Source organism: Mesorhizobium sp. WSM4307 (assembly GCF_007003945.1).
Lineage (GTDB): Bacteria > Pseudomonadota > Alphaproteobacteria > Rhizobiales > Rhizobiaceae > Mesorhizobium.
The window spans coordinates 15,520-39,491 of the sequence record NZ_VFTB01000024.1; the positions used below are offsets into that span (position 1 = coordinate 15,520).

19 protein-coding genes and 3 pseudogenes are annotated in these 23,972 nt (G+C 58.6%); 12 read left to right on the forward strand and 10 right to left on the reverse strand.

What is annotated here, in order from left to right:
• Nucleotides 1-6: 6 nt before the first annotated feature.
• The 7 genes from nodC to FJV83_RS35415 all read left to right on the forward strand — a co-directional run bounded on the left by nodC (nucleotide 7) and on the right by FJV83_RS35415 (nucleotide 8,326).
• Nucleotides 7-1,332, forward strand: a complete 1,326-nt coding sequence (gene nodC / locus FJV83_RS35385) for a chitooligosaccharide synthase NodC (protein ID WP_063169399.1) — start codon at nucleotides 7-9, stop codon at nucleotides 1,330-1,332.
• A 261-nt stretch (nucleotides 1,333-1,593) separates the two neighbouring features.
• Nucleotides 1,594-2,508 carry a nodulation factor ABC transporter ATP-binding protein NodI gene (nodI, locus tag FJV83_RS35390; RefSeq protein ID WP_024505873.1) on the forward strand — a complete coding sequence of 305 codons (915 nt, stop codon included), beginning with the start codon at nucleotides 1,594-1,596 and terminating at the stop codon, nucleotides 2,506-2,508.
• Between the two features lie 3 nt (nucleotides 2,509-2,511).
• Nucleotides 2,512-3,300 carry an ABC transporter permease gene (locus FJV83_RS35395; RefSeq protein WP_063169398.1) on the forward strand — a complete coding sequence of 263 codons (789 nt, stop codon included), beginning with the start codon at nucleotides 2,512-2,514 and terminating at the stop codon, nucleotides 3,298-3,300.
• 283 nt (nucleotides 3,301-3,583) lie between these two features.
• On the forward strand, nucleotides 3,584-4,345 hold the full coding sequence (locus FJV83_RS35400) for a sulfotransferase domain-containing protein (protein ID WP_063169397.1): 762 nt from the start codon (nucleotides 3,584-3,586) through the stop codon (nucleotides 4,343-4,345).
• Nucleotides 4,346-4,737: 392 nt separating this feature from the next.
• Nucleotides 4,738-6,021 carry a dicarboxylate/amino acid:cation symporter gene (locus FJV83_RS35405; RefSeq protein ID WP_210326678.1) on the forward strand — a complete coding sequence of 428 codons (1,284 nt, stop codon included), beginning with the start codon at nucleotides 4,738-4,740 and terminating at the stop codon, nucleotides 6,019-6,021.
• A gap of 275 nt (nucleotides 6,022-6,296) precedes the next feature.
• Nucleotides 6,297-7,358 (forward strand): LacI family DNA-binding transcriptional regulator, encoded by a 1,062-nt coding sequence (locus FJV83_RS35410; RefSeq protein ID WP_051695606.1) that lies wholly within the window; start codon nucleotides 6,297-6,299, stop codon nucleotides 7,356-7,358.
• Nucleotides 7,359-7,522: 164 nt separating this feature from the next.
• On the forward strand, nucleotides 7,523-8,326 hold the full coding sequence (locus tag FJV83_RS35415; RefSeq protein WP_063169395.1) for a TIM barrel protein: 804 nt from the start codon (nucleotides 7,523-7,525) through the stop codon (nucleotides 8,324-8,326).
• 48 nt (nucleotides 8,327-8,374) lie between these two features.
• Here FJV83_RS35415 and FJV83_RS35420 read toward each other — a convergent pair whose 3' ends face one another.
• Nucleotides 8,375-9,292 carry a LysR family transcriptional regulator gene (locus FJV83_RS35420; protein WP_063170390.1) on the reverse strand — a complete coding sequence of 306 codons (918 nt, stop codon included), beginning with the start codon at nucleotides 9,290-9,292 and terminating at the stop codon, nucleotides 8,375-8,377.
• Between the two features lie 701 nt (nucleotides 9,293-9,993).
• On the opposite strand from FJV83_RS35420, the pseudogene FJV83_RS35425 reads away from it, so the two are divergent.
• The 5 genes and pseudogenes from FJV83_RS35425 (at nucleotide 9,994) to FJV83_RS35445 (ending at nucleotide 16,773) form a co-directional block, all read left to right on the forward strand.
• Nucleotides 9,994-11,217: pseudogene (locus FJV83_RS35425) on the forward strand (IS110 family transposase).
• Nucleotides 11,218-12,435: 1,218 nt separating this feature from the next.
• The gene (locus tag FJV83_RS35430; RefSeq protein ID WP_029356603.1) at nucleotides 12,436-12,717 is read left to right on the forward strand and encodes an acyl carrier protein; all 282 of its coding nucleotides are present in this window, start codon (nucleotides 12,436-12,438) and stop codon (nucleotides 12,715-12,717) included.
• The gene (locus FJV83_RS35435) at nucleotides 12,718-13,926 is read left to right on the forward strand and encodes a beta-ketoacyl-[acyl-carrier-protein] synthase family protein (protein ID WP_063169394.1); all 1,209 of its coding nucleotides are present in this window, start codon (nucleotides 12,718-12,720) and stop codon (nucleotides 13,924-13,926) included.
• A gap of 772 nt (nucleotides 13,927-14,698) precedes the next feature.
• Nucleotides 14,699-15,742 (forward strand): annotated as a pseudogene (gene nifA / locus FJV83_RS35440) (nif-specific transcriptional activator NifA); the annotation flags it as partial.
• A 464-nt stretch (nucleotides 15,743-16,206) separates the two neighbouring features.
• A complete protein-coding gene (locus FJV83_RS35445) occupies nucleotides 16,207-16,773 on the forward strand; it encodes a sugar O-acetyltransferase (protein WP_024505228.1) in 567 nt (188 codons plus the stop codon).
• Between the two features lie 307 nt (nucleotides 16,774-17,080).
• On the opposite strand, the gene FJV83_RS35450 is transcribed toward FJV83_RS35445, so the two are convergent.
• The 9 genes and pseudogenes from FJV83_RS35450 to FJV83_RS35495 all read right to left on the reverse strand — a co-directional run bounded on the left by FJV83_RS35450 (nucleotide 17,081) and on the right by FJV83_RS35495 (nucleotide 23,969).
• Nucleotides 17,081-17,974 (reverse strand): SIR2 family protein, encoded by an 894-nt coding sequence (locus FJV83_RS35450; protein WP_024505229.1) that lies wholly within the window; start codon nucleotides 17,972-17,974, stop codon nucleotides 17,081-17,083.
• Nucleotides 17,975-18,008: 34 nt separating this feature from the next.
• Complete coding sequence (gene nifT, locus FJV83_RS35455) at nucleotides 18,009-18,221, reverse strand: putative nitrogen fixation protein NifT (RefSeq protein WP_024505230.1); 213 nt, start codon at nucleotides 18,219-18,221, stop codon at nucleotides 18,009-18,011.
• On the reverse strand, nucleotides 18,218-18,538 hold the full coding sequence (locus tag FJV83_RS35460; RefSeq protein WP_024505231.1) for a nitrogen fixation protein NifZ: 321 nt from the start codon (nucleotides 18,536-18,538) through the stop codon (nucleotides 18,218-18,220). Before FJV83_RS35460 ends, nifT begins: the two co-directional genes overlap by 4 nt.
• An 85-nt stretch (nucleotides 18,539-18,623) precedes the next feature.
• On the reverse strand, nucleotides 18,624-18,818 hold the full coding sequence (locus FJV83_RS35465) for a 4Fe-4S binding protein (RefSeq protein WP_024505232.1): 195 nt from the start codon (nucleotides 18,816-18,818) through the stop codon (nucleotides 18,624-18,626).
• 29 nt (nucleotides 18,819-18,847) lie between these two features.
• A complete protein-coding gene (gene nifB, locus FJV83_RS35470) occupies nucleotides 18,848-20,329 on the reverse strand; it encodes a nitrogenase cofactor biosynthesis protein NifB (RefSeq protein WP_063169393.1) in 1,482 nt (493 codons plus the stop codon).
• 273 nt (nucleotides 20,330-20,602) lie between these two features.
• Nucleotides 20,603-20,689, reverse strand: a pseudogene (locus tag FJV83_RS35475) (helix-turn-helix domain-containing protein); the annotation flags it as partial.
• A gap of 691 nt (nucleotides 20,690-21,380) precedes the next feature.
• Nucleotides 21,381-22,097: an alpha/beta fold hydrolase gene (locus FJV83_RS35485; protein ID WP_063169392.1), complete on the reverse strand. Its 717-nt coding sequence runs from the start codon at nucleotides 22,095-22,097 to the stop codon at nucleotides 21,381-21,383.
• 255 nt (nucleotides 22,098-22,352) lie between these two features.
• Nucleotides 22,353-22,652, reverse strand: coding sequence for a ferredoxin family protein (locus FJV83_RS35490; protein ID WP_024505235.1), 300 nt, complete (start codon nucleotides 22,650-22,652; stop codon nucleotides 22,353-22,355).
• A gap of 12 nt (nucleotides 22,653-22,664) precedes the next feature.
• Complete coding sequence (locus FJV83_RS35495; protein WP_063169391.1) at nucleotides 22,665-23,969, reverse strand: FAD-binding protein; 1,305 nt, start codon at nucleotides 23,967-23,969, stop codon at nucleotides 22,665-22,667.
• Between the last annotated feature and the right edge of the window lie 3 nt (nucleotides 23,970-23,972).

The window sequence follows — 23,972 nt, forward strand, 5'->3', positions numbered from 1 at the left end:
GATCCTATGGACCTTCTCACCACAGCCAGTACTGTTGCCGTTTCGTCTTATGCGGTGCTCTCGACTGTTTACAGAGGCATGCAAGCGGTCTACTCCCAACCGGAAAATGTTACGCCGCCGTCGGAAAGCTTGTTCGGATCCGACCGTTGGCCGAGCGTGGATGTCATTATCCCCTGCTACAATGAGGACCCGCGCACACTCGCGGCGTGTTTAGCTTCCATTGCAAATCAAGATTACTCCGGAACATTTCAGGTCTATCTGGTTGACGACGGTTCTGGAAATCGTAATGCCGTCATCCCGGTACATCACGCCTACGAGGGCGACCCGAGATTCAATTTCATTCTGCTCCGCGAAAATGTTGGCAAACGCAAGGCGCAGATCGCCGCCATCCGCCGCTCATCTGGAGATTTCGTGCTCAGCGTCGACTCTGACACGACACTTGCGTCCGACGTCATCACGAAGCTTGCAGTAAAAATGCGGGATTCCATGGTCGGAGCGGCCATGGGCCAGCTGACGGCATACAACCGCAGCGACACTTGGTTGACCCGATTGATCGATATGGAATACTGGCTGGCTTGCAATGAGGAGCGCGCGGCGCAAGGTCGCTTTGGTGCGGTCATGTGCTGCTGCGGCCCATGTGCAATGTACCGCCGGTCTTGTCTCCTTTCTCTGCTGGATCAATACGAGACGCAGCTGTTCAGGGGGAAACCAAGCGACTTCGGTGAAGACCGTCATCTTACGATCCTCATGCTGAAAGCAGGCTTTCGAACCGAGTACGTTCCAGGTGCCGTCGCGGCGACAGTCGTTCCGGACAAGATGGGACCTTATTTGCGCCAACAACTCCGCTGGGCACGAAGCACTTTCCGGGACACGATGCTTGCGCGAGGTCTACTGCGTGGCCTGGATCGCTATCTAACTTTGGATGTGATGGGAGAGAATCTCGGCCCATTGTTGCTCGGCATCGCGGTAGTAACGGCGCTCGGTGAGTTACTATTTTCACATACAGTAAATTGGTGGACGGTGCTGGCTATTGTCACGATGACCATAATCAGATCTACGGTGTTATCTTTCCGCACTCGGCAGCTTCGATTCATCGGCTATTCAATGCACGCGTTAATCAGGATATTCCTGTTGATCCCCTTGAAGGCTTACGCCCTGTGTACATTGAGCAATAGCGATTGGCTGTCGCGTAAAAGTGTTCCCCTGCCCAACAGCAGCACAAAGGAAATCACAAGCGCGATGCCGCTTGGCGGAGCAAATGCTGCGGGCAATTCTGGAATTGCGGAGTCACTTCATACTGCAGATCTTTCGCTCACAGCTAGTGAAGTCTGACGGCCTTGCAGCGCCGAGTGACCGAGTAAGTTGTGTCAGTCGACACGGGGTGAAGCTTGTCGAGTTACCTATGGTCAGAACGGGGACTATGTGGAAGCGACACGTGGCATCTTGACGTTATTCTTTGGCGGAAGCGATACACACGTCGCTCCGGCCGCGACTTTCCAAAGGTGTCATCTCAAGGCGGTGGCCTGCTCTGAACCAGAATTCGCAAGTAAGCTGCCGGTGGCCAATCGGACTCATTCCGCTTGAGATAGACGCATGTCCAATGTAGCAATCGACCTTACCGGCGTAACCAAATTATTCGGAAACAAGCTCGTTGTGGACGGGCTGTCCTTCACCGTTGCATCGGGAGAGTGCTTCGGTCTGCTGGGGCCTAACGGCGCAGGCAAGAGCACGATTGCGCGTATGCTCCTCGGTATGACCCGGCCTGACGCGGGTGATATAACAGTCCTCGGTCTACCAGTGCCGGCACGCAGCCGCTTGGCCCGCAAGGGCATAGGCGTGGTCCCGCAGTTCGACAATCTCGACCTGGAATTTACGGTACGTGAGAACCTGTTGGTGTTCGGGCGCTACTTCGGCATGAGTACAAGAGAGATCAACGCCGTCATCCCACGGCTGCTCGAGTTCGCTCGCCTTGAGAGCAAGGCGGATTCACGTGTCGGCCTGCTATCCGGCGGGATGAAGCGGCGCCTGACGCTGGCACGTGCTCTGATCAACGACCCCCAGTTGCTTGTGATGGATGAGCCCACGACCGGCCTCGACCCGCATGCCCGCCATCTGATCTGGGAGCGACTTCGTTTCCTGCTGGCGAGCGGAAAAACGATCATTTTGACCACCCATTTCATGGAAGAGGCTGAGCGGCTTTGTGATCGGCTGTGTGTTCTCGAGCGGGGACGCAAGATCGCCGAGGGCAGTCCTCATGCGCTGATCGACGAGTACATTGGGTGCAACGTGATCGAGATCTTCGGCGGTAATCCACAGGAGCTGATTTCGCTGATCAGACCGTACGTTCAGCGTGTCGAGGTAAGCGGCGAGACGCTCTTTTGCTATGCGCCTGAGCCGGAGGATGTGCGCATCCAGCTTCGCGGTCGAGCGGGTCTGCGTATTCTAGAGCGTCCACCCAGTCTGGAGGACGTTTTCTTGCGGTTAACCGGACGTGAGATGGAGAAGTGAGCAATGGGTGAACGTTTTGCGGCCGCTCTACCCGCCAACGCCTGGAACTGGATGGCGGTGTGGCGCCGCAATCATCTGGCATGGAAGAAGGTGGCATTTGCTTCAATGCTCGGCACCCTTGCTGATCCGATGATTTACCTTTTCGGGCTCGGCACTGGCCTTGGACTGTTGGTAGGCCGCATCGAAGGTGCATCCTACATCGCCTTTCTGGCAGCCGGCATGGTTGCGACGAGCGCGATGACAGCATCAACCTTCGAAACAATTTACGCGGTTTTCGGTCGAATGCGCGATCAGGGCACTTGGGAAGCAATCCTGCACACACAACTTACCCTCGGCGACATCGTTCTCGGTGAATTGACCTGGGCAGCCACAAAGGCTTTTCTGGCCGGTACGACAATTGCGATTGTTGCGGCCGCGCTAGGTTATGCCGCGTGGACGTCGGTTCTCTACGTGCTACCGGTCGTCGCTCTCACCGGATTCGCCTTTGCGAGCCTGGCCATGCTCGTCATCGCGCTCGCGCCCAGTTATCACTATTTTATTTTCTATCAGACGCTTGTCATCACACCCATGCTGTTCCTTTCGGGCGCGGTTTTTCCAGTCGGCCAATTGCCAGGAGTGTTTCAGCAGATTGCGGCCTTCTCGCCCCTGGCGAATTCTATCGAGCTAATCCGTCCGGTGATGCTCGGCCGCCTGGGCGACAATGTAGGGCTGCATATAGGCGCACTTTGCATGTTCGCTGTATTGCCTTTTTTTCTGTCGGCTGGACTGTTTCATCGACGACTAATGCGTTGACGCTTGCTTACACCCATTAACCAGAAGGAGGTCCGCAATGCCGGATGCAAACTGCCCACAGCGGCCCGGAGGCATGCGTATGCTAGGAATCGCGAGTGGTACAACGCCGAAGCCGGGCGCCACCCAGCCGCTGCAGGCACCCGCCCAGCTTCGCGACCACACCTCGAAGAACAGGCTGGATGGTGAGGCGCGGACCCACCCGGAGCGTTCAATCGATAGCAGCCAAGCTTCTTGTGCGCGTCCACAGACCGTCGCGGCCATTATTTAGTTGGATACACATGCAATGACCCACAACGAAGCAACTCTTGAGCCTTTTGTGATCCTTGCTATGCCAAGGACCGGAACACACTATTTAGAAGAATTGCTAAACGAGCATCCGACCGTTTTGAGTAACGGTGAGTTGCTAAACGAATATGATCCCAATTGGCCCAGCACTGATCGCCTGCTAGGCACGGATCGCGAGCTTCTTGAGCTTGCCTATGTGCGCTGCCCTATGCGCGACTACAAGAATGTGACGCATCTTGGATGCAAGATCAATGAACCTCAGTTTCGCGAGCGTCCCGCATTCTTTGCGGAACTGGCTCGTTGGCCAGCACTCAAGGTCATCCTTGTTGTTCGCCGAAACGTATTGGAATCGCTCCGATCCTTTGTGCAGGCCAGGGAAAGCGGTCACTGGCTGAAGTTCAGCTGGGACAACGATACCGCTCGGCCACCGAGCGTCAGGTTGTCAATCGCCGACTGTGAGGCTTATTTCAAAGCCGCCGACGATTTTCACGCTCGCGTTATGGACTCCTTCACGTCGACCAACCTGCTTGTAATGGAATACGAGAGCCTACTTCACGAACCTGCCCAATGCCTGGGAGCGGTTTGGGATTTCCTGGGCGTTCCAGCGCTTGAGCCATCAGATAACGCCATCCTGCAGCGCCAGGAAACGCGACCGCTGGATCAAACGGTGGAGAACTTTGACGAGTTGCGGATTCACTTCGCACGGGGACCTTATTCAAGATTTTTTGACCTCGGAGATTCAATGCGCTCCTACGCTTAATCGCTTGTACCGCGTGCTCTGATGGGCGTGTAGGATATCCTGCAGTTTGCGCGCATTCCGTCGCAAAACTGACAAACCAAAGTCACCAAGACGACAGAGATATCGGCCGGCAGTCGATCTGCGGCAGACATCAAAGACACGGCCGCAAGGCGACCTGGTCAATTCCCTCTCTGGCGAAGCACTTCTTCAGACGCGATCTTTGGCGAGCCTTGAGTGCAAATTCCGGCAAAGGTGGAGGGTTCCAGTGCGCAACCCGCACCAATCTCGCTGGACGGGACAGGCCTCCAGTTGGCACGGCGCTTGCTCCGAGATGACAGCAGCGCTCGACCGGAGCGCAGCATGGGAGAAGGAGGAGCCCCCACCCCGATCCGGTCAGGGAGAGAGAAACGGTGTTGGTTCCAAGAGTCCCCCGCGCGATCGCAGCGCCCCGCAAGCCCCATTTTGCCCGGACCTACGTGCAGGTGCTTGCCGCCATAGTCCTGGGAGCCGCAATTGGCTACCTCTATCCGGAAACCGGCCAGAGCCTGAAGCCGCTCGGCGATGCCTTCATCAAAGTCGTCAAGATGATTATCGCACCTGTCATCTTCCTGACAATTGCGACCGGCATTGCCGGCATGAGCGATCTGCAGAAGGTCGGCCGAGTTGCCGCCAAGGCGATGGTTTATTTCCTCACCTTCTCGACACTTGCACTCGTTGTCGGACTGATTGTCGCGAATATCGTTCAACCTGGCGCCGGCCTCAACATCGATCCGGCCTCGCTCGATGTCCAAGCCGTTAAGGGCTATGTGGCCACGGCTCACGAGCAGTCCGTGACCAGCTTCCTGATGAACATCATCCCGTCAACGATTGCCAGTGCCTTCGCGGAAGGCGACATCCTGCAAGTCCTGTTCTTCTCGGTCCTGTTCGGCATTGCTTTGGCGATGACCGGAGAGACGAGCAGGCCGGTCGTTACCTTTCTCCAGGCGCTTACCGCCCCCATTTTTAAGCTCGTCGGCATTCTGATGAAGGCTGCACCCATCGGCGCCTTCGGCGCAATGGCCTTTACGATCGGCAAATACGGAATCGGTTCGGTGGCCAACCTCGCGATACTGGTCGCGACGTTCTATCTTACCGCCTTCCTCTTCGTGTTCGGGGTTCTCGGCGCGGTCTGCCGCTACAACGGCTTCTCGATCTTTTCTCTCGTCCGCTACATCAAGGACGAGCTGCTGCTTGTCCTGGCAACGTCCTCCTCGGAGGCCGCGCTGCCCTCGCTAATGGAGAAGATGGAGAAGGCCGGCGCCGCCCGTTCGGTCGTAAGTCTCGTCATCCCTACTGGATACTCATTCAATCTGGACGGTACCAATATCTACATGACGATCGCCGCCCTCTTCATCGCCCAGGCGACGAACACAGATTTGTCAATTGCCGATCAGATCCTCCTGCTGCTAATTGCGATGCTTTCCTCGAAGGGTGCGGCAGGCGTCACCGGCGCCGGCTTCATCACATTGGCCGCTACTCTCTCTGTCGTGCCGAGTGTTCCCGTTGCCGGAATGGCTCTAATTCTTGGCGTGGACCGCTTCATGTCGGAATGCCGCGCGCTGACGAATTTAGTCGGTAATGCGGTGGCATCGCTCGTTGTCGCTCGCTGGGAAGGCGAATTGGACCAGTCACGGATGGAAACCGCTTTCCGCGGTTAGGGTTACATCAAACTGGCTCCCCGCAAGCAAGATCGCAACAGCGCGACGTGTAAGTAGCGGCCTTGACACAACAGTCGAATTGCCAGCCTCCAAAGAGCGCTGGAAATAGAGTACTAACGCAGTGAGTAATACAACACCATGAAGCCCCTAAGCAAACGAACGGTTCACGGAGACTCATCTGGGTGCGCATGGAGCGCTGTTCGTCGAATGCGCTATCCGCGGGGTGGGGGAACTATTTCAGCTTGCCGCCCCAAGCCGTCGCGGGAGCGCACCGGATGATGGAGGACCGGCCGATCAGAATCGCTAGGGGAAAGCGCGTCACAATAGCCGATCTCGCCCGCGAAGCCGGAGTCAGCGTAGCAACAGTCGATCGGGTTCTGAACGTCCGCCTTCCGGTGCGAGAGGAGACCGCCCAGCGGGTCCATGCGGCCGCGCACGCGATCGGCTATCATGCTGCCGGTCTCATCAAACAGCGCTTGCAGCAGCACCTGCCGCACTACAAGCTGGGCTTCATCTTGAGAAAACCTACCCACGATTTCTACCAAGATTTCGCTCGCAAGATCGAAGAGTCGGTCAGTATGGCTAAATCCTTCCACGGCCTTCCGATCATCGAGTTCGCGCAGTCACATTTGCCGCGTGACCTGCTCCCGCTTCTTAAGGACCTTGGGAGCCGCTGCCAGGCGATCGCCATGGTGGCGGCCGATCACCCGAAAATCACAGCATCAGTCGAGGAGCTCAAGGCGAAAGGTATCCCGGTATTTTCGCTGCTATCCGACTTCGCCGATGGCGTGCGCGAGGGCTACATCGGCCTCAACAACAGCAAGGTCGGACGGACTGCCGCTTGGGTGTTTTCCAAGGCCGCAAAACGGCCCGGCAAGGTGGCGGTGTTTGTCGGAAGCCATCGCTTCCAGGCGCATGCGACGCGGGAAACGGCCTTTCGTGCGTATTTTCGTGAGAACGCGCCAAAATTCGAGGTGCTTGATGCGCTCGTGAACCTTGATGAACGGCAGCTCACTTACGAAAAATTGCTGGATCTTATGCAGCGGGAACCAGAGCTCGTCGGCTTCTATATGGCCGGCGGGGGGATAGAGGGGGCAATTTCCGCGCTCCGAGAAGAGGGGAGCGGTCAGGATCTCGTCGCGATCGTGAGTGAAATGACGCCGCAGTCACGTGGGGCGCTTGCGGATGACATCTTGACGATGGCGGTCGGCACGCCAATGCGCCGACTTTGCCAGGAGCTGATAATGGCAATGGAGCGGGCCATCAAAGCCGGCGTCGCGGAGAGCCCGGGGCAGACATTTCTGCCGTTCGACATTTATCTTCCGGAAAATATTTGACCTTGATGGATTTCTATCATGAGCGCCCATTTTCCTTTCACCGATGAAAGGAAAGCTCGATTGACTCGGCCGTCTCTGTCCGATCTGTGAACCGGCGTGGTTCCGTCTTGAAAGAAGCCGGATGCCGAAATGGCAGCCGCGCTTCATGGAAGGAAAGTCAAGCAATGCGCCAGGTATCGCCCCGCTTTGCACTCGATCACATGGCGGCGCCCCGCCTTGACGTCAGTGCGCTTTTCGCGCTTGCCCGTGACCAAGGCCTGACCGACGTCCAAATCCGTTACCCTCATTTCAGCAATCCTGTCGCACGCGGCATTCCGGCTGCGGACGTTCGGTTGGCCGCTACCGAAGCGGGCGTCACGATCATCTCTGTCAACGCCTTGCAGCGGTTCAACGACTGGACTCCAACGCGTCAGGCCGAGGCAAGCAACCTCGCCGATTATGCGACGGCGTGCGGGGCGGAGACGCTCGTGTTGGTGCCGGCCAACCGCAGCTCGTGGCCCACCAATAGCGAGCGCCAGGACAATCTTCGTTTCGCTCTAAACGAGATCAAGCCAATCCTCCAGTCGCGGGGTCTGATCGGTCTCATCGAGCCGCTGGGTTTCCGAACCTGCTCGCTTCGATCAAAGAAGGAAGCGGCCGAGGCCGTTGCCGCGGTTGATGGCCAGTCCGTCTTTCGCCTCGTGCACGACACGTTCCACCACACCCTGGCCGGGGAGACATGCCTGTTCTGCGAGCTTACCGGCCTGGTGCACATTTCAAGCGTAAACGACCCGACCTTCTGGATTTACCCCGATCGCTTTCTTGCAGGTTCCGACAATGGCAGCCAGATTCAGGCGCTGCTGGATGGCGGCTACGCGGGACCTTTCTCATTCGAGCTGGTCGAGGAAGTCCATTCTCTGGACGATCTCGCAGGCGCACTTGCCGCCAGCATCGACTTTATCCGGCGAGGGCTATTGTCGTCAAAGTAGATGGTGACAGGAGTAGTGACTATAGGTGCGCCTGAATTTTCCGTGGGTTCACAGCGGGGCAGCCATCCGAGATGCCTCCTGTATCATTATCTCCCGCATCCAGATGCTTGCCGGATCGCTATTGTGGAGGGCCGGCCATTGGAGGGTCTCGGTGAATGTGGGAAATGGCAGCGGAAGTTCGATAACCCGCAGGGGGAACGTTTTTTCGAAATGCCTGACCAGCCGTAAGGGCATGGTCGCTATACGAGCTGTGCCGGACACCATAGGTGGAATCATGCTGAAGCCCTGCACGGCGACCTCGACACGTCTCTTAAGGCCATGCTCAAGCAAAAACCATTCCTCGATAGACGGCTTCATCGTACGCCCGAACCTGACCGCGACGTGCCTCATCGACATGTATCTCTCGAATGTAAGCTGCTGTGGCAGCTGCTTGTTTGTGGGACAGCCTACGCACACGAGCTTCTCGTCAAACAGCGCAACGCTTGAATGCACACTCGACGTGAACATATCCGGTAGAATTAGAAAATCGACGTCACCGCGCCGGAGAAGCTCATCGGGGCTATCGTCGACAGGCAGCAGTTCGAAGCTGACGGCGGGGGCTTCCCGTGAAATACGCTCCACAAGCTTTTCGAAAAACACGAGCGTGACGAAATCGGAAAGAATGATCCTGAAGAGGCGATCGGCTCGAGCTGGGTCAAACGGATCCGAAGAAATAATCGAGCACTGGATGTGCTGGAGAGCGTCGCGAACTGCGGGGGCAAATGCTGCCGCACGCGGGGTTAGAAATCTTTCGCGACCTCTTATCGTAAACAGTTCATCGCGGAAATAATCGCGCAGTCGGGCGACGGCCGCACTCATGGCGGGCTGACTCAGGTTAATCCTGCGTGCCGCCGCCGAGAGATTACGCTCCGTCAGGAGTGCGTCGAGCACAACGAGGAGATTTAGATCAAGTCCTTTGAAACGCATGTCATCAGCCATCCATGGGATGGATGCCTTTAACCGAAACAAACGACTTTAACAATTTAGCATTCTTGCAATCTTTTGTCGCAAAAAGTTTATGATGGATGACGTTAAGGTCCGACATATGAGCCGCGTGATCTGCCGAAGCGAGCAATCGTTCGTACTGTGCAGGTCAGAGATTGGCAGTTTGAAACGCCGGGCCGATGGCGCCGGTCTATCAACCAGCGTCTTCGGCGGCCCCGACCTAGCTAGGCGTGGAACCTAATAGGGTGCACCTTTCCAGTCCGAGGCGACTGATGGGCGGTTTGATCCTAAGCTGCCGTGAGGCCTGTGCCAATTGTATCGGCGAGCCAATGCAGCAGTCCGGCAGCGTTTTTGAGAGCTGTTGTAGGCTCGGCCTAAGCCCATTGGCGCAAGCCTATCTGAACGAAGCGCTTGGCCTTGCCGCTATCCGGTATGTGATCTGTGGTGCCTTCTCGTCCTGCTGTTCTTGTTTTGGAACGCCCTTATGGTGAGCCCATCCGGGACGTGGGGCACCGGGAGCACAAAGGTGCAGGCAGGCCGTCAATAGACCGTGGGCTGAGAGCCCGAGCTCGTTACATGGCCGCCCCTCGCGACTTTCCCGGATGCGCTGCGAGCGCGGATCAGTAGATGTCGTGTTGCCCGCCAGCTCCCGTCTTTGACCGAGCCAAGAAGGAGGAACGGGCATGCTTATCATCGGACTGGATATTCACCGCGCCTTCGCCGAAGCAGTGGCATGGGAGGAGGGCAGGCTCAGGCGACTCGGCCGCGTCGACATGCGGCGCGATCTGCTGGCGGCGTTCGCCGCGAAGCTGTCGCCGAACGATGTCGGGGTGATCGAGGCCACCGGCAACGCGACGTCCGCTGCAGCTGTGGTTGCGCCGCATGTGAAGAAGGTGGGGATCGCCAAGCCGAAACAGGTGTTTATCGTTGCCTATGCCAAGATCAAAACGACGATCGACGCCGACGTTCTTGCGCAGCTCTATGCCAGCGGCTTCTTGCCAGAAGTCTGGATTGCGGACGAGCCGACGCAGGCTCTGCGTCGACAGGTGACACGGCGCAATCAGATTGTCCGACAGAGATCTCGATTGAAGAGCGTCATCCAGTCGATCCTTCATAGCCACCTGATCCGTCCTGCCCGCATGCTGACCTGTGCGGCGCCAAGGGTCGGACCTGGTTAATCGAGCAGGTCGTACCGCAGGACGAGCGCCTCGCGATCGATGGGCATCTGCGCGAGTTCGACCGATTGGGCGAAGACCTCCAGGTCATCGAACGCGATCTTGTCCGCTCGGCTCTCGAGGATGAAGGCGTGAAGCGGCTGATGACCATTCCCGGCGTCGACATCACCGTCGCGCTGGCGATGAAGGGCGGCGATCGGCGACGTGTCGCGCTTCGACGATCCGCAGAAGCTCGTGACCTATCTCGGGTTGAACCCAAGCGTCCAGCAGTCCGGCCAGGTCCGGCCTACCATGGGCGGATCACCAAGCAGGGCCGTGGTCATGCGCGCGGCATGCTCGTCGAGGCGGCCTGGGCGGCCGCTCGTGCTCCCGGACCGTTGCGAGCCTTCTCCCTGCGGCGTGCGAGCCCGGCGCGGACAGCATGTCGCGGCCGTGGCAACCGCACGCAAACTCTCTGTCGTGATCTGTCATCTGTTGAGAAGGGCGAGAGTTACGCGTGGGCTCGACCCTCCCTGCATGCCAAGAAGCTTGCGCGATGTGGAACTCAAGGCCGGGAGCAAGGCTGTGCGCGGCCAAAAGGGAGCGCACGCCTACAACATAAAGAGCCACCGGGAAGAAGAGCGCCGCTGGGTGGAGCAGGCCGAGGGCGCCTATGCACGCCTCGTCGCCGGTTGGAACCCACGAGGTCCGAAGAGGGTAGGCACGGATGCCGCAAACGAGGCGCGACGATAGAAGCTGCGCGGCAGGGCTCTCATCTCGGACCCTGCTCTTCGCCACGCGGTCGTCCGTGCGCGACAGGAGAATAGCGCAGATTTATCAAAAAGGCTCTTGTCGATCACATCAGTGGTCTTGGGCGCTGTACGGCCGGGTGAAGACTTTGCAGGTGGCCCGGAAAGCGTTTGACCTGCAGCGAAGCAATTGTCGTCATTACGCGCTCGACCCGGGCGCCCAGCTTGGCATAAGGGCTACGTGGCCTCAGGAAGCGTCGTCGCCAATGCAGACCATGGACGAATTCCCAGCCGATGCCGAGATGCCGGTCGACCGTGCCTGTCGCCGTCCGGTGATGCGATGCCCCCGAGCGGATGAGTTCGCCCCGGATGCTCCCGGTCACGACGCACGGGTTCGGGTTCCAAGGCGCTCAGTTTTGTTCGCGCCCAATCGGTGTAGGACGCGGCAGAAATACGAGCGTGACGAAATCGGAAAGAATGATCCTGAAGCGGCGATTCGGTAGAGCCGGGTCAAACTATCCGACGAAATAAACGATCACTGGATGGGCGGGGGAGCGTCGCAAACTGGAGGGCAAGAGCTCCCGGACGCAGCGTTAAGTTTGAATACCTCCGCGGACATGGTCGCGAGCTTATCGCGCAAATAAATCGAGCAGCCGAGCGCCGGCCGCACTCATGACCGGCTGGGCTCGGTTAATCCTGCATGCCGCGCCCATGAGGTTACTTGTCCGGAGTGCGTCGAGCACAACGAGGAGATGTAGTTCACGATCTTTGAAAAGCGTGGTCAACCATCCAAAGTGTGGATGCCTTTCATCGAAACAAACGATTTCATCAATGTTCTGGAATCCTGCATGGGCAGAAGCACCTGATGGACACCGATGCCCCCACTGCCTCATGGCGTGGCGAGCGTCTTAAGAAACCGCCCGAAAGGAGATTTTTCATGCGCTCTACCGGGCAGTGGAGTGCTGGGAAAGGGAGTTGCAACTGACCGGCCATGTCAAACTGTCCGACTTCTTCCGAGCCTATGGACAGACCGGGAGACGCGCACGTGTAGCGGCTCACATCGTCATACTGCACCTACGCCACACACCGGCCGGACCTGATCCGGCTTTATGAGCATTGGGCTTTGTCAGTTGCCCAAGCGTGATGGCTTTCGCGACGCGGCGCGCCTCAGGAACTGAGCCGCGTCCAGGTCGAAACGCGGGAAAGAAAGACAGGAAACAGAATGGCCGATCAATTCGCAACGGACGTCATTGCCCTGATCAAGAAACGCGCCGAGTCGGAGAGCGGTGAGGGAATGCCTGCGTCATTCGTCGGCGAGATAACAATCGCCACGGAACTGGACGCGCTCGGGTTCGATTCGCTGGGTTTGGCGGACGTCCTCTGGGATGTGGAGCAGGCCTACGGCATCAAGATCGACATGAACACGGCCGATGCCTGGTCCAATCTCAAGAATGTCGGCGACGTCGTGGAAGCCGTCCGCGGCTTGCTTGCGAAGGAGGCTTGAATGGACAGGCGCGTCGTTATCACCGGAGTGGGCGGCCTGTGCGGACTGGGCACCGACGCCGCCTCTATGTGGAAAGAGATGCGCGAAGGCCGCTCCGCCATCGGCCCGATCGCCAATTCCGAGCTTCATGACCTGGAGGGCATGACCGGCGCTGAGATCAAGGCGCTGCCCCAGCACGACATCGATCGCAAGCAGCTCGTCTCCATGGCCCGCTTCAGCTTGCTCGCCGTGCTTGCAGCGCGCGAAGCCATGCGGCAGGCCGGACTTTCCTGCGACGAGGGGAATGCCCATCGCTTCGGCGCGACAGTGGGCGTCGGCGGCTTGGGCTGGGATGTGATGGAGGAAACTTACCGGGCCCTCCTTTTGGACGGCGCGAGGCGAGTTGGCATCCTCGCTGTACCCAAAACGATGCCAAGCGCCGCCGCCGGCCAGGTGAGCTTGAGCCTCGGCTTGCGCGGGCCGGTCTTCGGGGTGACCTCCGCATGTGCCTCGGCCAACCATGCGATCGCCTCGGCGGTGGACCAGATCAAGCTGGGCCGGGCCGACGTAATGGTTTCCGGAGGCAGCGACGCACCCTTCGCATGGGGCGTGCTGAAAGCATGGGAAGCAATGCGCGTGCTTTCACCCGATACCTGCCGGCCCTTCTCCGCCGATAGGAAGGGCCTGGTGCTGGGCGAGGGTGCGGGCATGGCCGTGCTGGAAAGCTACGAGCATGCCACGAGGCGTGGTGCCACAATTCTTGCCGAGATCGCCGGCGTCGGCCTTTCCGCCGATGCCTTCCACATTGCCGCGCCATCTGTCGAGGGGCCAGCGTCGGCGATGCGCGCCTGCCTTGCCGATGCCGGGCTGAATGCCGAGGACGTCGACTATCTCAACGCGCACGGCACCGGTACCAAGAGCAATGATCAGACTGAAACGGCGGCGATCAAGCGTGTGTTTGGAAACCACGCTTATTCGATGTCCATCTCTTCCACCAAGTCCACGCACGCGCATTGCCTCGGCGCAGCGAGCGCGCTTGAAATGATCGCCTGCGTGATGGCAATCCAAGAGGACGTCGTGCCGCCGACCGCCAACTATCGCGAGCCAGATCCCGCTTGCGACCTCGACATCACACCCAATGTGCCGCGCGAGCGCAAGGTGCGCGTCGCCATGAGCAACGCCTTCGCCATGGGCGGTACGAACGCAGTTCTGGCATTCAGGCAGGTGTAGAAGCCATGCAAGACGCCTCATTCGAGGTCACCTGTCGTATCTAGCTGCTTGAGGGGCGGGGCATTGTGATACAGGGAGGGCTGTGGGGTCCCTCCTTCTCGGCCTCGACGATGTGGGAGGAGCCTGTGCGGCGAAACGGGCTAGACGCCCCCAGGCCCAGAACTTGGGCGAAACCAACTCCCACCAAAGCACAGCCGCTTTAGTAGCCGAACAATGAAGCCTCGCTCGACGAGCCGCCGCCTCTACTGTCAGCGGCATCACGCGGTTGAAGCGAACAGCGCAGCGGCTACTGTTTCCCGCACAACTCGGACGGCAATTGGGACAAGTCCGCACATGTCGTCACGTAAGCTGAACGCCGCAGGTACAGCCAAATTGGGGGCGGGGCGTTTCTGCCGTTTTGATAGAATTCTATCAAACTGACAATTTTCCTTGCACGAATGCAAGGAGAGCTCGATTGACTCCCCTCCTTTCTTGTCAAGGATGGGTTTGCAGGCTGCGGTGCGGCAGAAGCCGGACAGAACGGCGACCGGTCGAGTAAAGGCCTGCGCAAACAAGCGCGCATATTGCGGGCGCCCGCACGGAGGAGAAGACGCTCGTCCTGGTGAAAGACAACGATGCTCAGGCGCCATTGCCATTTGCCGAGGGGGTCCGCGCGCCGGAAATTTCGAAGCAACAAAGGTGAGATCGAGAATGATGATGGCGAAATACAACACAGCTCACCGTCCAGTGCAGTTCTACCGGCGGGTGGCGGAGTGGGATGGGCTGCCAAATGGAACGTAAAAAGATCAGCAAGGAGATGCTTGGCGATAGTCAGGCGCTGCGCAAGCTGCGTGAGCACCTTGTCAAGGTGGCCAAGGCGAAGACTACGGTCCTGTTGCGAGGTGAATCCGGAACCGGCAAGGAGCTGGTTGCCAAAGCCATTCACGAGCTCTCGCCTCGCGCCAAGCAGCCCTTCATCAAGGTCAATTGCGCGGCGCTCACCGAGACGCTTCTGGAATCTGACTTGTTCGGTCATGAGAAGGGTGCCTTCACCGACGCGAGCAGTTTGCGCAAGGGGCGCTTTGAGGCTGCCGACAAAGGCACATTGTTTCTGGACGAGATTGGCGAAATATCAGGTTCGTTCCAGGCTAAGCTGCTGCGTGTCCTGCAGGAGCAGGAGTTTGAGCGCGTCGGCAGCAACCACACCATTAAAGTTGATGTTCGCGTGATTGCCGCAACGAACAGGGACTTGGAAACGGCAGTTCAACGCAAGGAGTTCCGGCAAGACCTCTATTATCGCATCAACGTCGTCACTTTACGCGTGCCGGCATTGCGCGAAAGGCGAGGTGATATTCCGCTCTTGGCCGCTCAGTTTCTCAAGAATTTCAATACTGAGAATGATCACACGCTGACCTTCGCTCCCGAAGCGATTGAGGTGCTAATGAACTGCGAATTTCCAGGTAACATCCGAGAGCTCGAAAACTGCGTTCAACGGACGGCAGTTCTGGCGACGGGTCCATCAATCCTCAGAACTGACTTTGCCTGTTACGCGGATCAGTGCTTGGCCGCGGCGCTGTGGAAGAACGGACAGCCGACGTCAGAGAAGTCGACTACGATCGAGCCTTCCGCCGCCTGTGCCGCCCCGCCCGTCGGCGACGGGCAAGCGCCGATAGGCCCTGCCACGACTCGTGGTAGGGTGCCCGATGCCGATACGGTCATTGCTGCCATGGAAAAGTGTGGCTGGGTGCAGGCAAAGGCGGCGCGCCTGCTCGGTTTGACCCCGCGCCAGATCGGCTACGTGCTGAGAAAACGCGGTATCGAGATCAAGCGTCTCTGAAACAACCCGCCGAGCAAGAGCTGGAGCAGGTCAAGCATTGGTGCTCTGGCGCCGAGCCCATCGGCCAGGCTTACGAAGTGGGTGTGAACAGCGCTGCCAAGATTCCGGCCGTGTGCTTTCTACCACCAGTCGTACTGGGGCTCTGCGACTGACAAACTAAAAAGGAGTAATCCTCTGGCGGGACCTGGTCGATACATTAGCTGATGGCTTACCGCTCGATATCACGCAATCTGAGATGGGCATGAAAGTGAGTTCGACCGCTGGACAGTTGCCGACTTCGTCAGGTATTGGCCCCTGCGACCGGTTGATCTCCGATATCCAAATTCTTGGAAGTTGGTCGAGACGAAACTGTCGCCCCGGCTCGTGACCGACCGCGCGCCCGGCAAGATCGAGTTACAAAGTTGCCGAGGCAGTTTGATGTGCGTTCCTGCATCACTGTACGGGACACGACCTGACGGGAGACTATGATGCGTAGCCAAAAAGAAAAGATGCTCGCAGGCGAGTTTTACAATGCGGCGGATCCGGAGATCCAAGCTGACCTGTTGGCAACCGGGGCTTGGCTCAAGCGGTACAATGATACGCTGGGGCAGACCACGGGGCATTGGCATGAGCTTTTGTCCGAGCGGCTGGGAGAGGTTGGGCGCGGAACGGTCATCCGTCCGCCCTTTTTTTGCGACTACGGATTCAATATCCGCATTGGAGCCAATGCCTACATCAACTTCAACTGCGTTATTCTTGACGTGGTAGAGGTCAAAATCGGGCAAGGAACGGCAATTGGGCCTGCTGTGCAGATTTATACCGCCGATCATCCACATGATGCCGAGCAGCGGCAGGCCGGCCTGCAGGTCGGGCGTCCTGTTCACATTGGCAGCCGTGTCTGGATCGGCGGTGGAGCAATCATTCTGCCTGGCGTCACGATTGGTGATAATGCAGTGGTAGGCGCTGGCTGCGTGGTCACACGAGATGTTCCCGCCGGGGCAAAGGTAGTGGGAATTCCTGCTCGCGTGGCCGACCCACATAAACAGGCATAATCAACCTCGTTGACCCTGGAGGTGCATGCGAACTGTCGAAACTGTGCCGAATTTTTGTCGAAGCCATTGAGCGCTGCATATGTTGTCGCGACTCGGGCGCTTCAGTTCTTTTGCCACGGGGGTCACAAGATCATGTGCGTAATGCCGCCGCAACGTGCTCACGTCCCGCAGCAGCGGACCCTTTCACATGGCCCAACGAATTCAGAGCCTACGTTGTGCTGCCACTAGCATTACTGCTCACGAATGTATTCCCAACTGAGTTTTCGCCCTTGGAGGCAAGCAGCGACTCACCAGCAATCGCCGGCCATTAATCCTGGCTAGCATCGACCCCGACGAGGCGAGCCGCGGCGTTGCGGATCGGCATGTCGATGACCGTGATTGCGCCTTCGGCAAGGAAACGACGTTCGTTTCTGGTCAGCGTAGCCGAATCGATCACCGCAAAATGTGGGCCAGTGGAGCGCTTCATCAGCTGTCTGGCATATGTGCGCAGCATCTGATCGTTGAAGCGGCAGCCCACGAAGAAAAAACCCCGGTTGACGCGCCGTTGCTTCACCGCGTCCGGGATCGGCGTCTGGATATCAATTTCGGTTAGGACTTCGACGTAATCGGAATCAGCCACGAGGAAGTTTGCCGCCGGCCTGACGCTGCCGTGCGGCGCATAGAGCACCGTCCTAGCCACTTGTTCGGCCTCGAGTTCTGTTCCTGACAAATCGTAAGTTCTCGTCCAGATGTTACCGATTCCGGTCGCGCGCGTCGTTCCTTGTATCTCGACAACGTCTGTTTGGCCGGCCTCTGCAAGGGCTGCTCGCATGGCGCCATCGTACCAGCTGTCGATGATGACAGACAGTTGAAGGGTTGCGAGCCAGGCGTGAAGAACGGTCGGCTCGGCGGGGGCTGCGAATATCTCCGCCATCCACGCTTGGAGAGTCCGACGATGTCGGCGCTGCTCGATAAACTGCGCGACCGACCACATATTGGTGCGAATCCTGGAAGGGGCAGGCGCCCGCTTGTTGAGGGCCGCGGCGACATCTTCAGGGGTGCAAGGTACAGGGGATTCCGGTGGGTTAAGCTGCAGAAGACCAGGACCGAGATAGGGGATCACTCGATCGGCCTTGAGAGCGCCGTTCAGCAGGTCAATCAGTTTTTTGGCAAAACTGCCCCGGACGACGACGAGATGGTCCCAGCTCAGCATCGTGTTCATACGCGTTTCCTCTCCGCCACTGAACCCACCGGCATCAGGCCCCGTCGGAAATCTTCATCGCCTCGACGGTGATCGGCAAACGCGTGTCGCGCGGAAGGTCGGGCAGCATGAGCCGCCAACCGTTCCTGAGCGTCACGGTCCCGCCCCATAAGTCAGCGTTCTCAATCTCGGTGATCGGCTCTTCGAGATCCTTCTTGGGGACATAAGCCGACAAGCCAGTAGCGGTCCTGCGAATCATTACTTTCATCCGGCTGTTCCCCCGTTGGAAATGCCTTCAGCTCCGCAGGGAACCTCGACTTTGTCGAGGCTAATGAGTTCGCGCGCTCGCATGCCGACGACCGTGCCACGATCGATCCATTCGACCGCATAGATGAAGAATTGCTGGAGAAAGGTTCCAATGTCGCGCACGTAGCCTTCGTCGCCCTTCCGCACGAGGTTTTCGCCGATCTCCTTGCCGGGATAGGTGCCGTCGTTTTTTATGTGGCGTATCGCACGGACCCGCTCACCCTGCATGAACCGTGGCGGTCTGCCGATTTCGACCTCCTGTTCGCGTCTGGACCACATGCTGTCCATTCCTTTCTCGAGGCTTTTGTTGTGGTCGCGGGTTGCAGGCGTCGTCGTGCGGCGAACCCGACCGTTTCGGTAGGAATCAAGCGGGAACGCAGGTTTTCGGTACCGGACAGACCGACACGCATTGCTGCGTATCGAAGGCCTCCTTGCATTCGGTGCACTTGTTTGGATCGATCACATAGGCGTCGCCCTTGAACTTGATCGCTTCCGAAGGACATTCGAACTCGCAGGCCCCGCATTGGGTACATTGGGATGCGATGATCTTTAAAGCCATTCTAACTCCTGGTTATCGGACGAGACGGCTCAGGCCGTCGCCGCTAGTGGTCTGATCCCAAACTCTGCCGCGTAAAGTGCGCTGACTGCGGTCTCGATGTAGTCATGGCCATAGGCGTCGGTTACGCGCAGTCCAACTCGCGAGAGTTGTTCCTTCGGGCGATTTCCGATCTTGGCGCATAGCACTATGTGTATGCCTTCGAGCGCTGCGATGACGCCCTCGAGGATGGCGTCTTCGCCCCCGCCTCCGAGGCAATACCGCTCGACCTTCCGATGCCCGACCAAGCTGATCCCTCTAGGCGAGACTTCATAAACCTGGAATTCCTTCGCGTGGCCGAAGTGTTCGTTGACCCGTCCACCTCCCTTAGTGGCCACCGCAACCAGAAGCGACTTTTCGGAGTCTGTTGCCTTGACCATACCGATGGCCTCGCTCCTCGCCGCCTCATGATCACGGCGCTCGTGTGCGACCACCTGCCGATAGGCCTGACGCTTGCCAGCATCGTAGGCGACATCGTCGGGAATACCGTCCAGCGTGAATTCCTGGCCACGATCTTCACCGAGCAGGCCGACAGCATCTGCCCGGCACTGCCGGCAGTGGCGCATCAACTTGGCGCCACCTTCAAGTCGATCCTGAAGAGCCATCATCTCCGTTGCCGTTGGGCCGCGCTGCCCGATGAGTCCGTAGTGGGTACCGTGCGCCGGGTCCGAAATCAGAGGCATCACGTTGTGCAGAAACGCGCCCCGCTCCCTGACCATTTTGTTCACCTCAAACAGGTGCTGGTCGTTCACTCCAGGAATCATCACCGAGTTGATTTTGGTGAGGATGCCGCGCGCGCTCAGCATCTCCAGGCCCAGCATCTGCCGCGCGTGCAAGATTCGAGCGGCTTCGATGCCGAAGTAGCGGCGATTTTCATAAAAGATCCATGGATAGATCTTCGCGCCGACTTCCGGGTCGACCATGTTGATGGTGATCGTCACGTGATCAACATTCATTTCGGCAAGCTCGGCGACATGGTCCGGCAGCACGAGCCCATTAGTGGAGACGCACAGCTTTATGTCGGGGATTTCCCTGATGACGCGGTCGAACGTTGCCTTCGTTTTCTCCCAATCGTAACAGGCATCCCCCGGCCCAGCGATGCCAAGAACCGAAAGCTGCGGAACTTTGTTGGCAACGGCGATGACCTTGCGTAGCGCTTGGTCGGGCGTCAACTTCTCAGACACAACACCAGGCCGGCTCTCGTTGGCGCAATCGTATTTGCGATTGCAATAGTTGCACTGGACATTGCAAGCCGGCGCGACCGCCACATGCATACGCGCGAAATAATGATGCGCTTCCTCCGAAAAGCAGGGGTGATCCTTGATCCTTTCCCAAATAGCCGGATCCTCTTCGCCCGGGCTGGTCGGCGACGAGCCGTAGGAAGACGATGCGCAGCCACCGGATTTCGCGGCTGCCAGAAGACCCTCGGATGTCGTGCTAGTCGGCCCCTCAATCGAAACTGTCGGTGAGGACATCAAACGGCTCCGTTGCTGGTAACGTCGCGGTTCAAGGTGCAAGAGCCATACCAACTGAAAAAAGCGGCTTCAGTTCACTATTCGGGTCGATATCGCATTGTGTCAGGCCGGCGCGACACAATTTTGTCCTGCTTGCGACAGTGCAAGTCCAAATCCGTTCAGAAGCACGAAGCACTCCTTGTCGCGCACAGGGCGCGCAAGACCACTGGCCTGACGATTGGCTCATCAGGCTCTTAGAAGTTCCTTCACCTCGATACTATGCCGGCGTATCGCCTAGCCGACTTGTCGCAGCTTGAGGCCGAGAATTCGAGCCGCATTAGCCTGAACCCAGCCGGCCTTCTCCATTGTGTCGATCAGCCGTCACGCTTCGTCCGCCGCGGTCCCAGCCCCCGTCCGGCCGTATCGTTAGAATCGCAAGTGGCCATCTCGTGTTCAGGCGGGCGCCGATGCGCCGAACCGGCATCGTGCTGGCCCGTGAGAGCTCGTCGATGACATTGCCACGTTCCGAAAGATTGGTTCCTTCCAGAGGAGAACGCCAAGCACGCAGTTCTCCGGCTCGCGGACGTTGCCGGGGAAATAGCATTGCGAGATCAGCTCAACTGCCGACGGCGCAAAGCCATGGTTCTCCATATTTCAAGGGTAAGCGCTGTGTCCTTCCAGGAGGACCCGCGATCTGTGGGCCTGCCGATTCTGAGGTGGATCGGAGATCGGCTTGTGTCTGAACTTGAACTTACGATTGACCCTGAGCGGCAGCCTCGGCGTTTTCGAGGGTGATCAACGGCGCTGTTGGTCGGCGGCATTGGTCGATGGACGACAAGGCACGGAGTCATCTCCGAGACCCTGGAGCCGACGCGGTGATCTCGGAGGTTGCCCGGCGCTACGGGCTGCGGCCGCGGCGGAACGCTCGCAAGCTTGCGACGTCGGCAGGACAGGCCACTCCCGCCTAGTGGTTTCGGTGGCGCCACCGGAACGACCCGTTGGGCCTACATCCTTGCACCAGAGCTCAAGGCCACGGCCTGAGAATCGGCCGCCGCTCCCCCTACTTGGTTCCTCAGCCGACAGCGCTAAGAAGGAGAGCAACTTCCGTCGGCGCGAGGATCATTGCGTCGTGGCCAGTGGCGAGTTCCTGCCACGCCCAGCCATCCTGCTTCGCGACCCATTCTCGCGCTCCCGCCATCGGCGGGTGGAGTGGATTAGTGCAGACGACATAGGTTCGGGGTCTGCCGTTGCCGAGCGGGTGCTCGAGCTTAAGTCCGCTTTCGTAGGTGCCTGCCGGATGCGGTGTTATCCGGCGCCGCACCCAGTCCGTGAGCGAGTGTCCCTCGGGAGTGCCGAATGCTGTTGGCGGCGGAGTCGGCATGAAGATACCCCGTCCTTCCTCCGCAACCAATTTTCGACGGGCGGCGACGATGTCGGGGGGCATGGTGCTGAATACACTTTGACCGCTCTCGACGATGGCGCCGTCGAGATAAACGAGATGGCTGATATGGTCGGGTATCCGGTCGGCGGCGCCGGTGATGCTGATGCCGCCTAGACTGTGACCGACAAGGATCACATCGCTCAGCTCTTCCGTTACAATGTGGTTGACGATGTCGGTCACGAATGTGTCGGGCGTGATGTCCTTGCACAGCAAACGTGCGCGTTCGCCGACACCTGTCTGGGTAGGCGTGGTCACGTGGCATCCCATCTTGCGAAGATTGGCGGCGACGTCCCGCCAACACCATCCGCCATGCCAGGCACCATGCACTAGCACATACGTCTTTATCATGGATTGTGCCGTTCCATTTGCTCACCGGCCGTTGTGGCTGCCATCCGGCACGATGGCCGGACATTGTCCAAAGGGGCTCGACCACGTTACCGGTGGTAAGTCCGGCACAGGCGCCCCGTGGCCTGAGGATACCCCTACCAAGTCGAGGAAACTTGAATTGCGAAACCCAATATTCACTAGCTCTTTGCAAGTGGATGGAGAGGCTCATGGTGTGCCGCAGTTGCTCGCTGCCGGCATGCTCTTGGCACCGGCTGATCATCCGAACTTGAACAGGACACCAAAGCCGCCGCGCGGATAGTTCCACTCGATGTCGCCGCCTTTCTCGCACAATATCCGGCAGGTGCCGCATTCCATGCAGCCGTCGGCGGTGATCTCGACTTGACCCTTGTCATTCAACTCATAGCATTTCGCCGGACAGACGTAGGTCAACGCAAGCAAGTTCGCGCTTGGCTTGTCGTGCGGTCGCACTATGATATGGGGGCGGCCGGAATCGACCAGATAGCGGTTCTGGTAAAGTTTGTCCTCGACACGAACCTTCGTCACTGCGATCGTCATCTTGTACCCTCTTCAGCGCCATGCCAATGCCAGGCGGACCGCGTCGCTGACCAACCCCCAGCGCGAGCGCGCGTTGATGAAGGCGGCCGTGGTGTTCTTTTCCTTCTCGATCTTCGGCGTGCCGTCGACACGCATGAAGGTCTGAGCGGCATGCGACATCAACCGCGGATAGCTGTCAAAAAAGTTGCTGGAATTGGTGTGGAGTAAGGCTGGCATGTCCTTGTATTTCTTAAGATCCTTGATCACAAAGGAGTCATCCAGCATCGTCTTGTAGAGCGCAAGGTTCGCTTTGGTCATAGGACCGTTGCGGCTTTTGACTTTGATGATCGCCTCAGCCGCGACACGACCCGAGGTCATGGCAAGGTTCGAACCCTCACGGTGAATGGCATTGTTCAGTTGCGCTGCGTCGCCGACGATGACCCAACCGTCGCCGAATAGCTGCGGAATGGCCCTGTAACCACCTTCGGGGATAAGATGGGCGGCATATTCTTTCACCTCCGAGCCAGCGATCAGCGGCCGGATCGAAGGATGGTTTTTCATCGCATCCAGGAGGGCGGACGGGCTCTCCATCGTCGCGGCGAAATCCGAGACCAGGCAGCCGATGCCGAGTGAAATCGACTCCTTATTGGTGTAAAGGAAGCCGAGCCCGGCCATGCTGCGAGAGATCGTGCCCACGGCCTCGATTACGCAGCCTTCATCGCCCTTCACCCCGAACCGCTGGCCAATGACCTCTTCGGGCAAGAAATGCATTTCCTTGACGGCAATCGCCACGGTCTCCGGCTTCGGCATCTCGCGCAGGCCTGCGCGAGTGCCAAGCAATCCCGACACCCCTTCTGCGAGAACGACCACATTCGCGAAGACCACTCCGCCAGCCCGGTCTGTGCGGACGCCGATCACCTTGCCATTGCCATCACGGACGAGTTCCGTCGCGGTCGTCTCACACAGGACCGTCGCGCCAGCCTCGCGCACCTTGCGGGAAAACCATTTGTCGAACTGGGCGCGGATGATCGTGTAGCGGTTGGGTTTCGCCTCATTGAAGTCGTCCGACCGGTAATGAATTCCGGTGTGAGACGTGTCGTCCATCACCCAAAGTCGCTGTTCGACCAGGTGCCGCTCGAGGGGCGCATCATCCCGGAAGTCCGGGATGATCTTCTCCAGCATGTTCGCGTACATTATGGCACCCTGGACGTTCTTAGAGCCCGGATATTCCCCGCGCTCCAACTGCAGGACCTTCAGCCCCTGGCTTGCCAAAGTGTAAGCAGCTGCGTTTCCAGACATGCCGGCTCCGACCACAATGGCATCGAATTGTTCAATCATGTC

Excerpts from the sequence above, each read along its gene's own strand:
- nodC (WP_063169399.1), top strand. The coding sequence starts at position 7 with ATGGACCTTCTCACCACAGCCAGTACTGTTGCCGTTTCGTCTTATGCG.
- nodI (WP_024505873.1), top strand. The coding sequence starts at position 1,594 with ATGTCCAATGTAGCAATCGACCTTACCGGCGTAACCAAATTATTCGGA.
- FJV83_RS35395 (WP_063169398.1), top strand. The coding sequence starts at position 2,512 with ATGGGTGAACGTTTTGCGGCCGCTCTACCCGCCAACGCCTGGAACTGG.
- FJV83_RS35400 (WP_063169397.1), top strand. The coding sequence starts at position 3,584 with ATGACCCACAACGAAGCAACTCTTGAGCCTTTTGTGATCCTTGCTATG.
- FJV83_RS35410 (WP_051695606.1), top strand. The coding sequence starts at position 6,297 with ATGATGGAGGACCGGCCGATCAGAATCGCTAGGGGAAAGCGCGTCACA.
- FJV83_RS35415 (WP_063169395.1), top strand. The coding sequence starts at position 7,523 with ATGCGCCAGGTATCGCCCCGCTTTGCACTCGATCACATGGCGGCGCCC.
- FJV83_RS35420 (WP_063170390.1), bottom strand. The coding sequence starts at position 9,292 with ATGCGTTTCAAAGGACTTGATCTAAATCTCCTCGTTGTGCTCGACGCA.
- FJV83_RS35430 (WP_029356603.1), top strand. The coding sequence starts at position 12,436 with ATGGCCGATCAATTCGCAACGGACGTCATTGCCCTGATCAAGAAACGC.
- FJV83_RS35435 (WP_063169394.1), top strand. The coding sequence starts at position 12,718 with ATGGACAGGCGCGTCGTTATCACCGGAGTGGGCGGCCTGTGCGGACTG.
- FJV83_RS35445 (WP_024505228.1), top strand. The coding sequence starts at position 16,207 with ATGATGCGTAGCCAAAAAGAAAAGATGCTCGCAGGCGAGTTTTACAAT.
- FJV83_RS35450 (WP_024505229.1), bottom strand. The coding sequence starts at position 17,974 with ATGAACACGATGCTGAGCTGGGACCATCTCGTCGTCGTCCGGGGCAGT.
- nifT (WP_024505230.1), bottom strand. The coding sequence starts at position 18,221 with ATGAAAGTAATGATTCGCAGGACCGCTACTGGCTTGTCGGCTTATGTC.
- FJV83_RS35460 (WP_024505231.1), bottom strand. The coding sequence starts at position 18,538 with ATGTGGTCCAGACGCGAACAGGAGGTCGAAATCGGCAGACCGCCACGG.
- FJV83_RS35465 (WP_024505232.1), bottom strand. The coding sequence starts at position 18,818 with ATGGCTTTAAAGATCATCGCATCCCAATGTACCCAATGCGGGGCCTGC.
- nifB (WP_063169393.1), bottom strand. The coding sequence starts at position 20,329 with ATGTCCTCACCGACAGTTTCGATTGAGGGGCCGACTAGCACGACATCC.
- FJV83_RS35485 (WP_063169392.1), bottom strand. The coding sequence starts at position 22,097 with ATGATAAAGACGTATGTGCTAGTGCATGGTGCCTGGCATGGCGGATGG.
- FJV83_RS35490 (WP_024505235.1), bottom strand. The coding sequence starts at position 22,652 with ATGACGATCGCAGTGACGAAGGTTCGTGTCGAGGACAAACTTTACCAG.
- FJV83_RS35495 (WP_063169391.1), bottom strand. The coding sequence starts at position 23,969 with ATGATTGAACAATTCGATGCCATTGTGGTCGGAGCCGGCATGTCTGGA.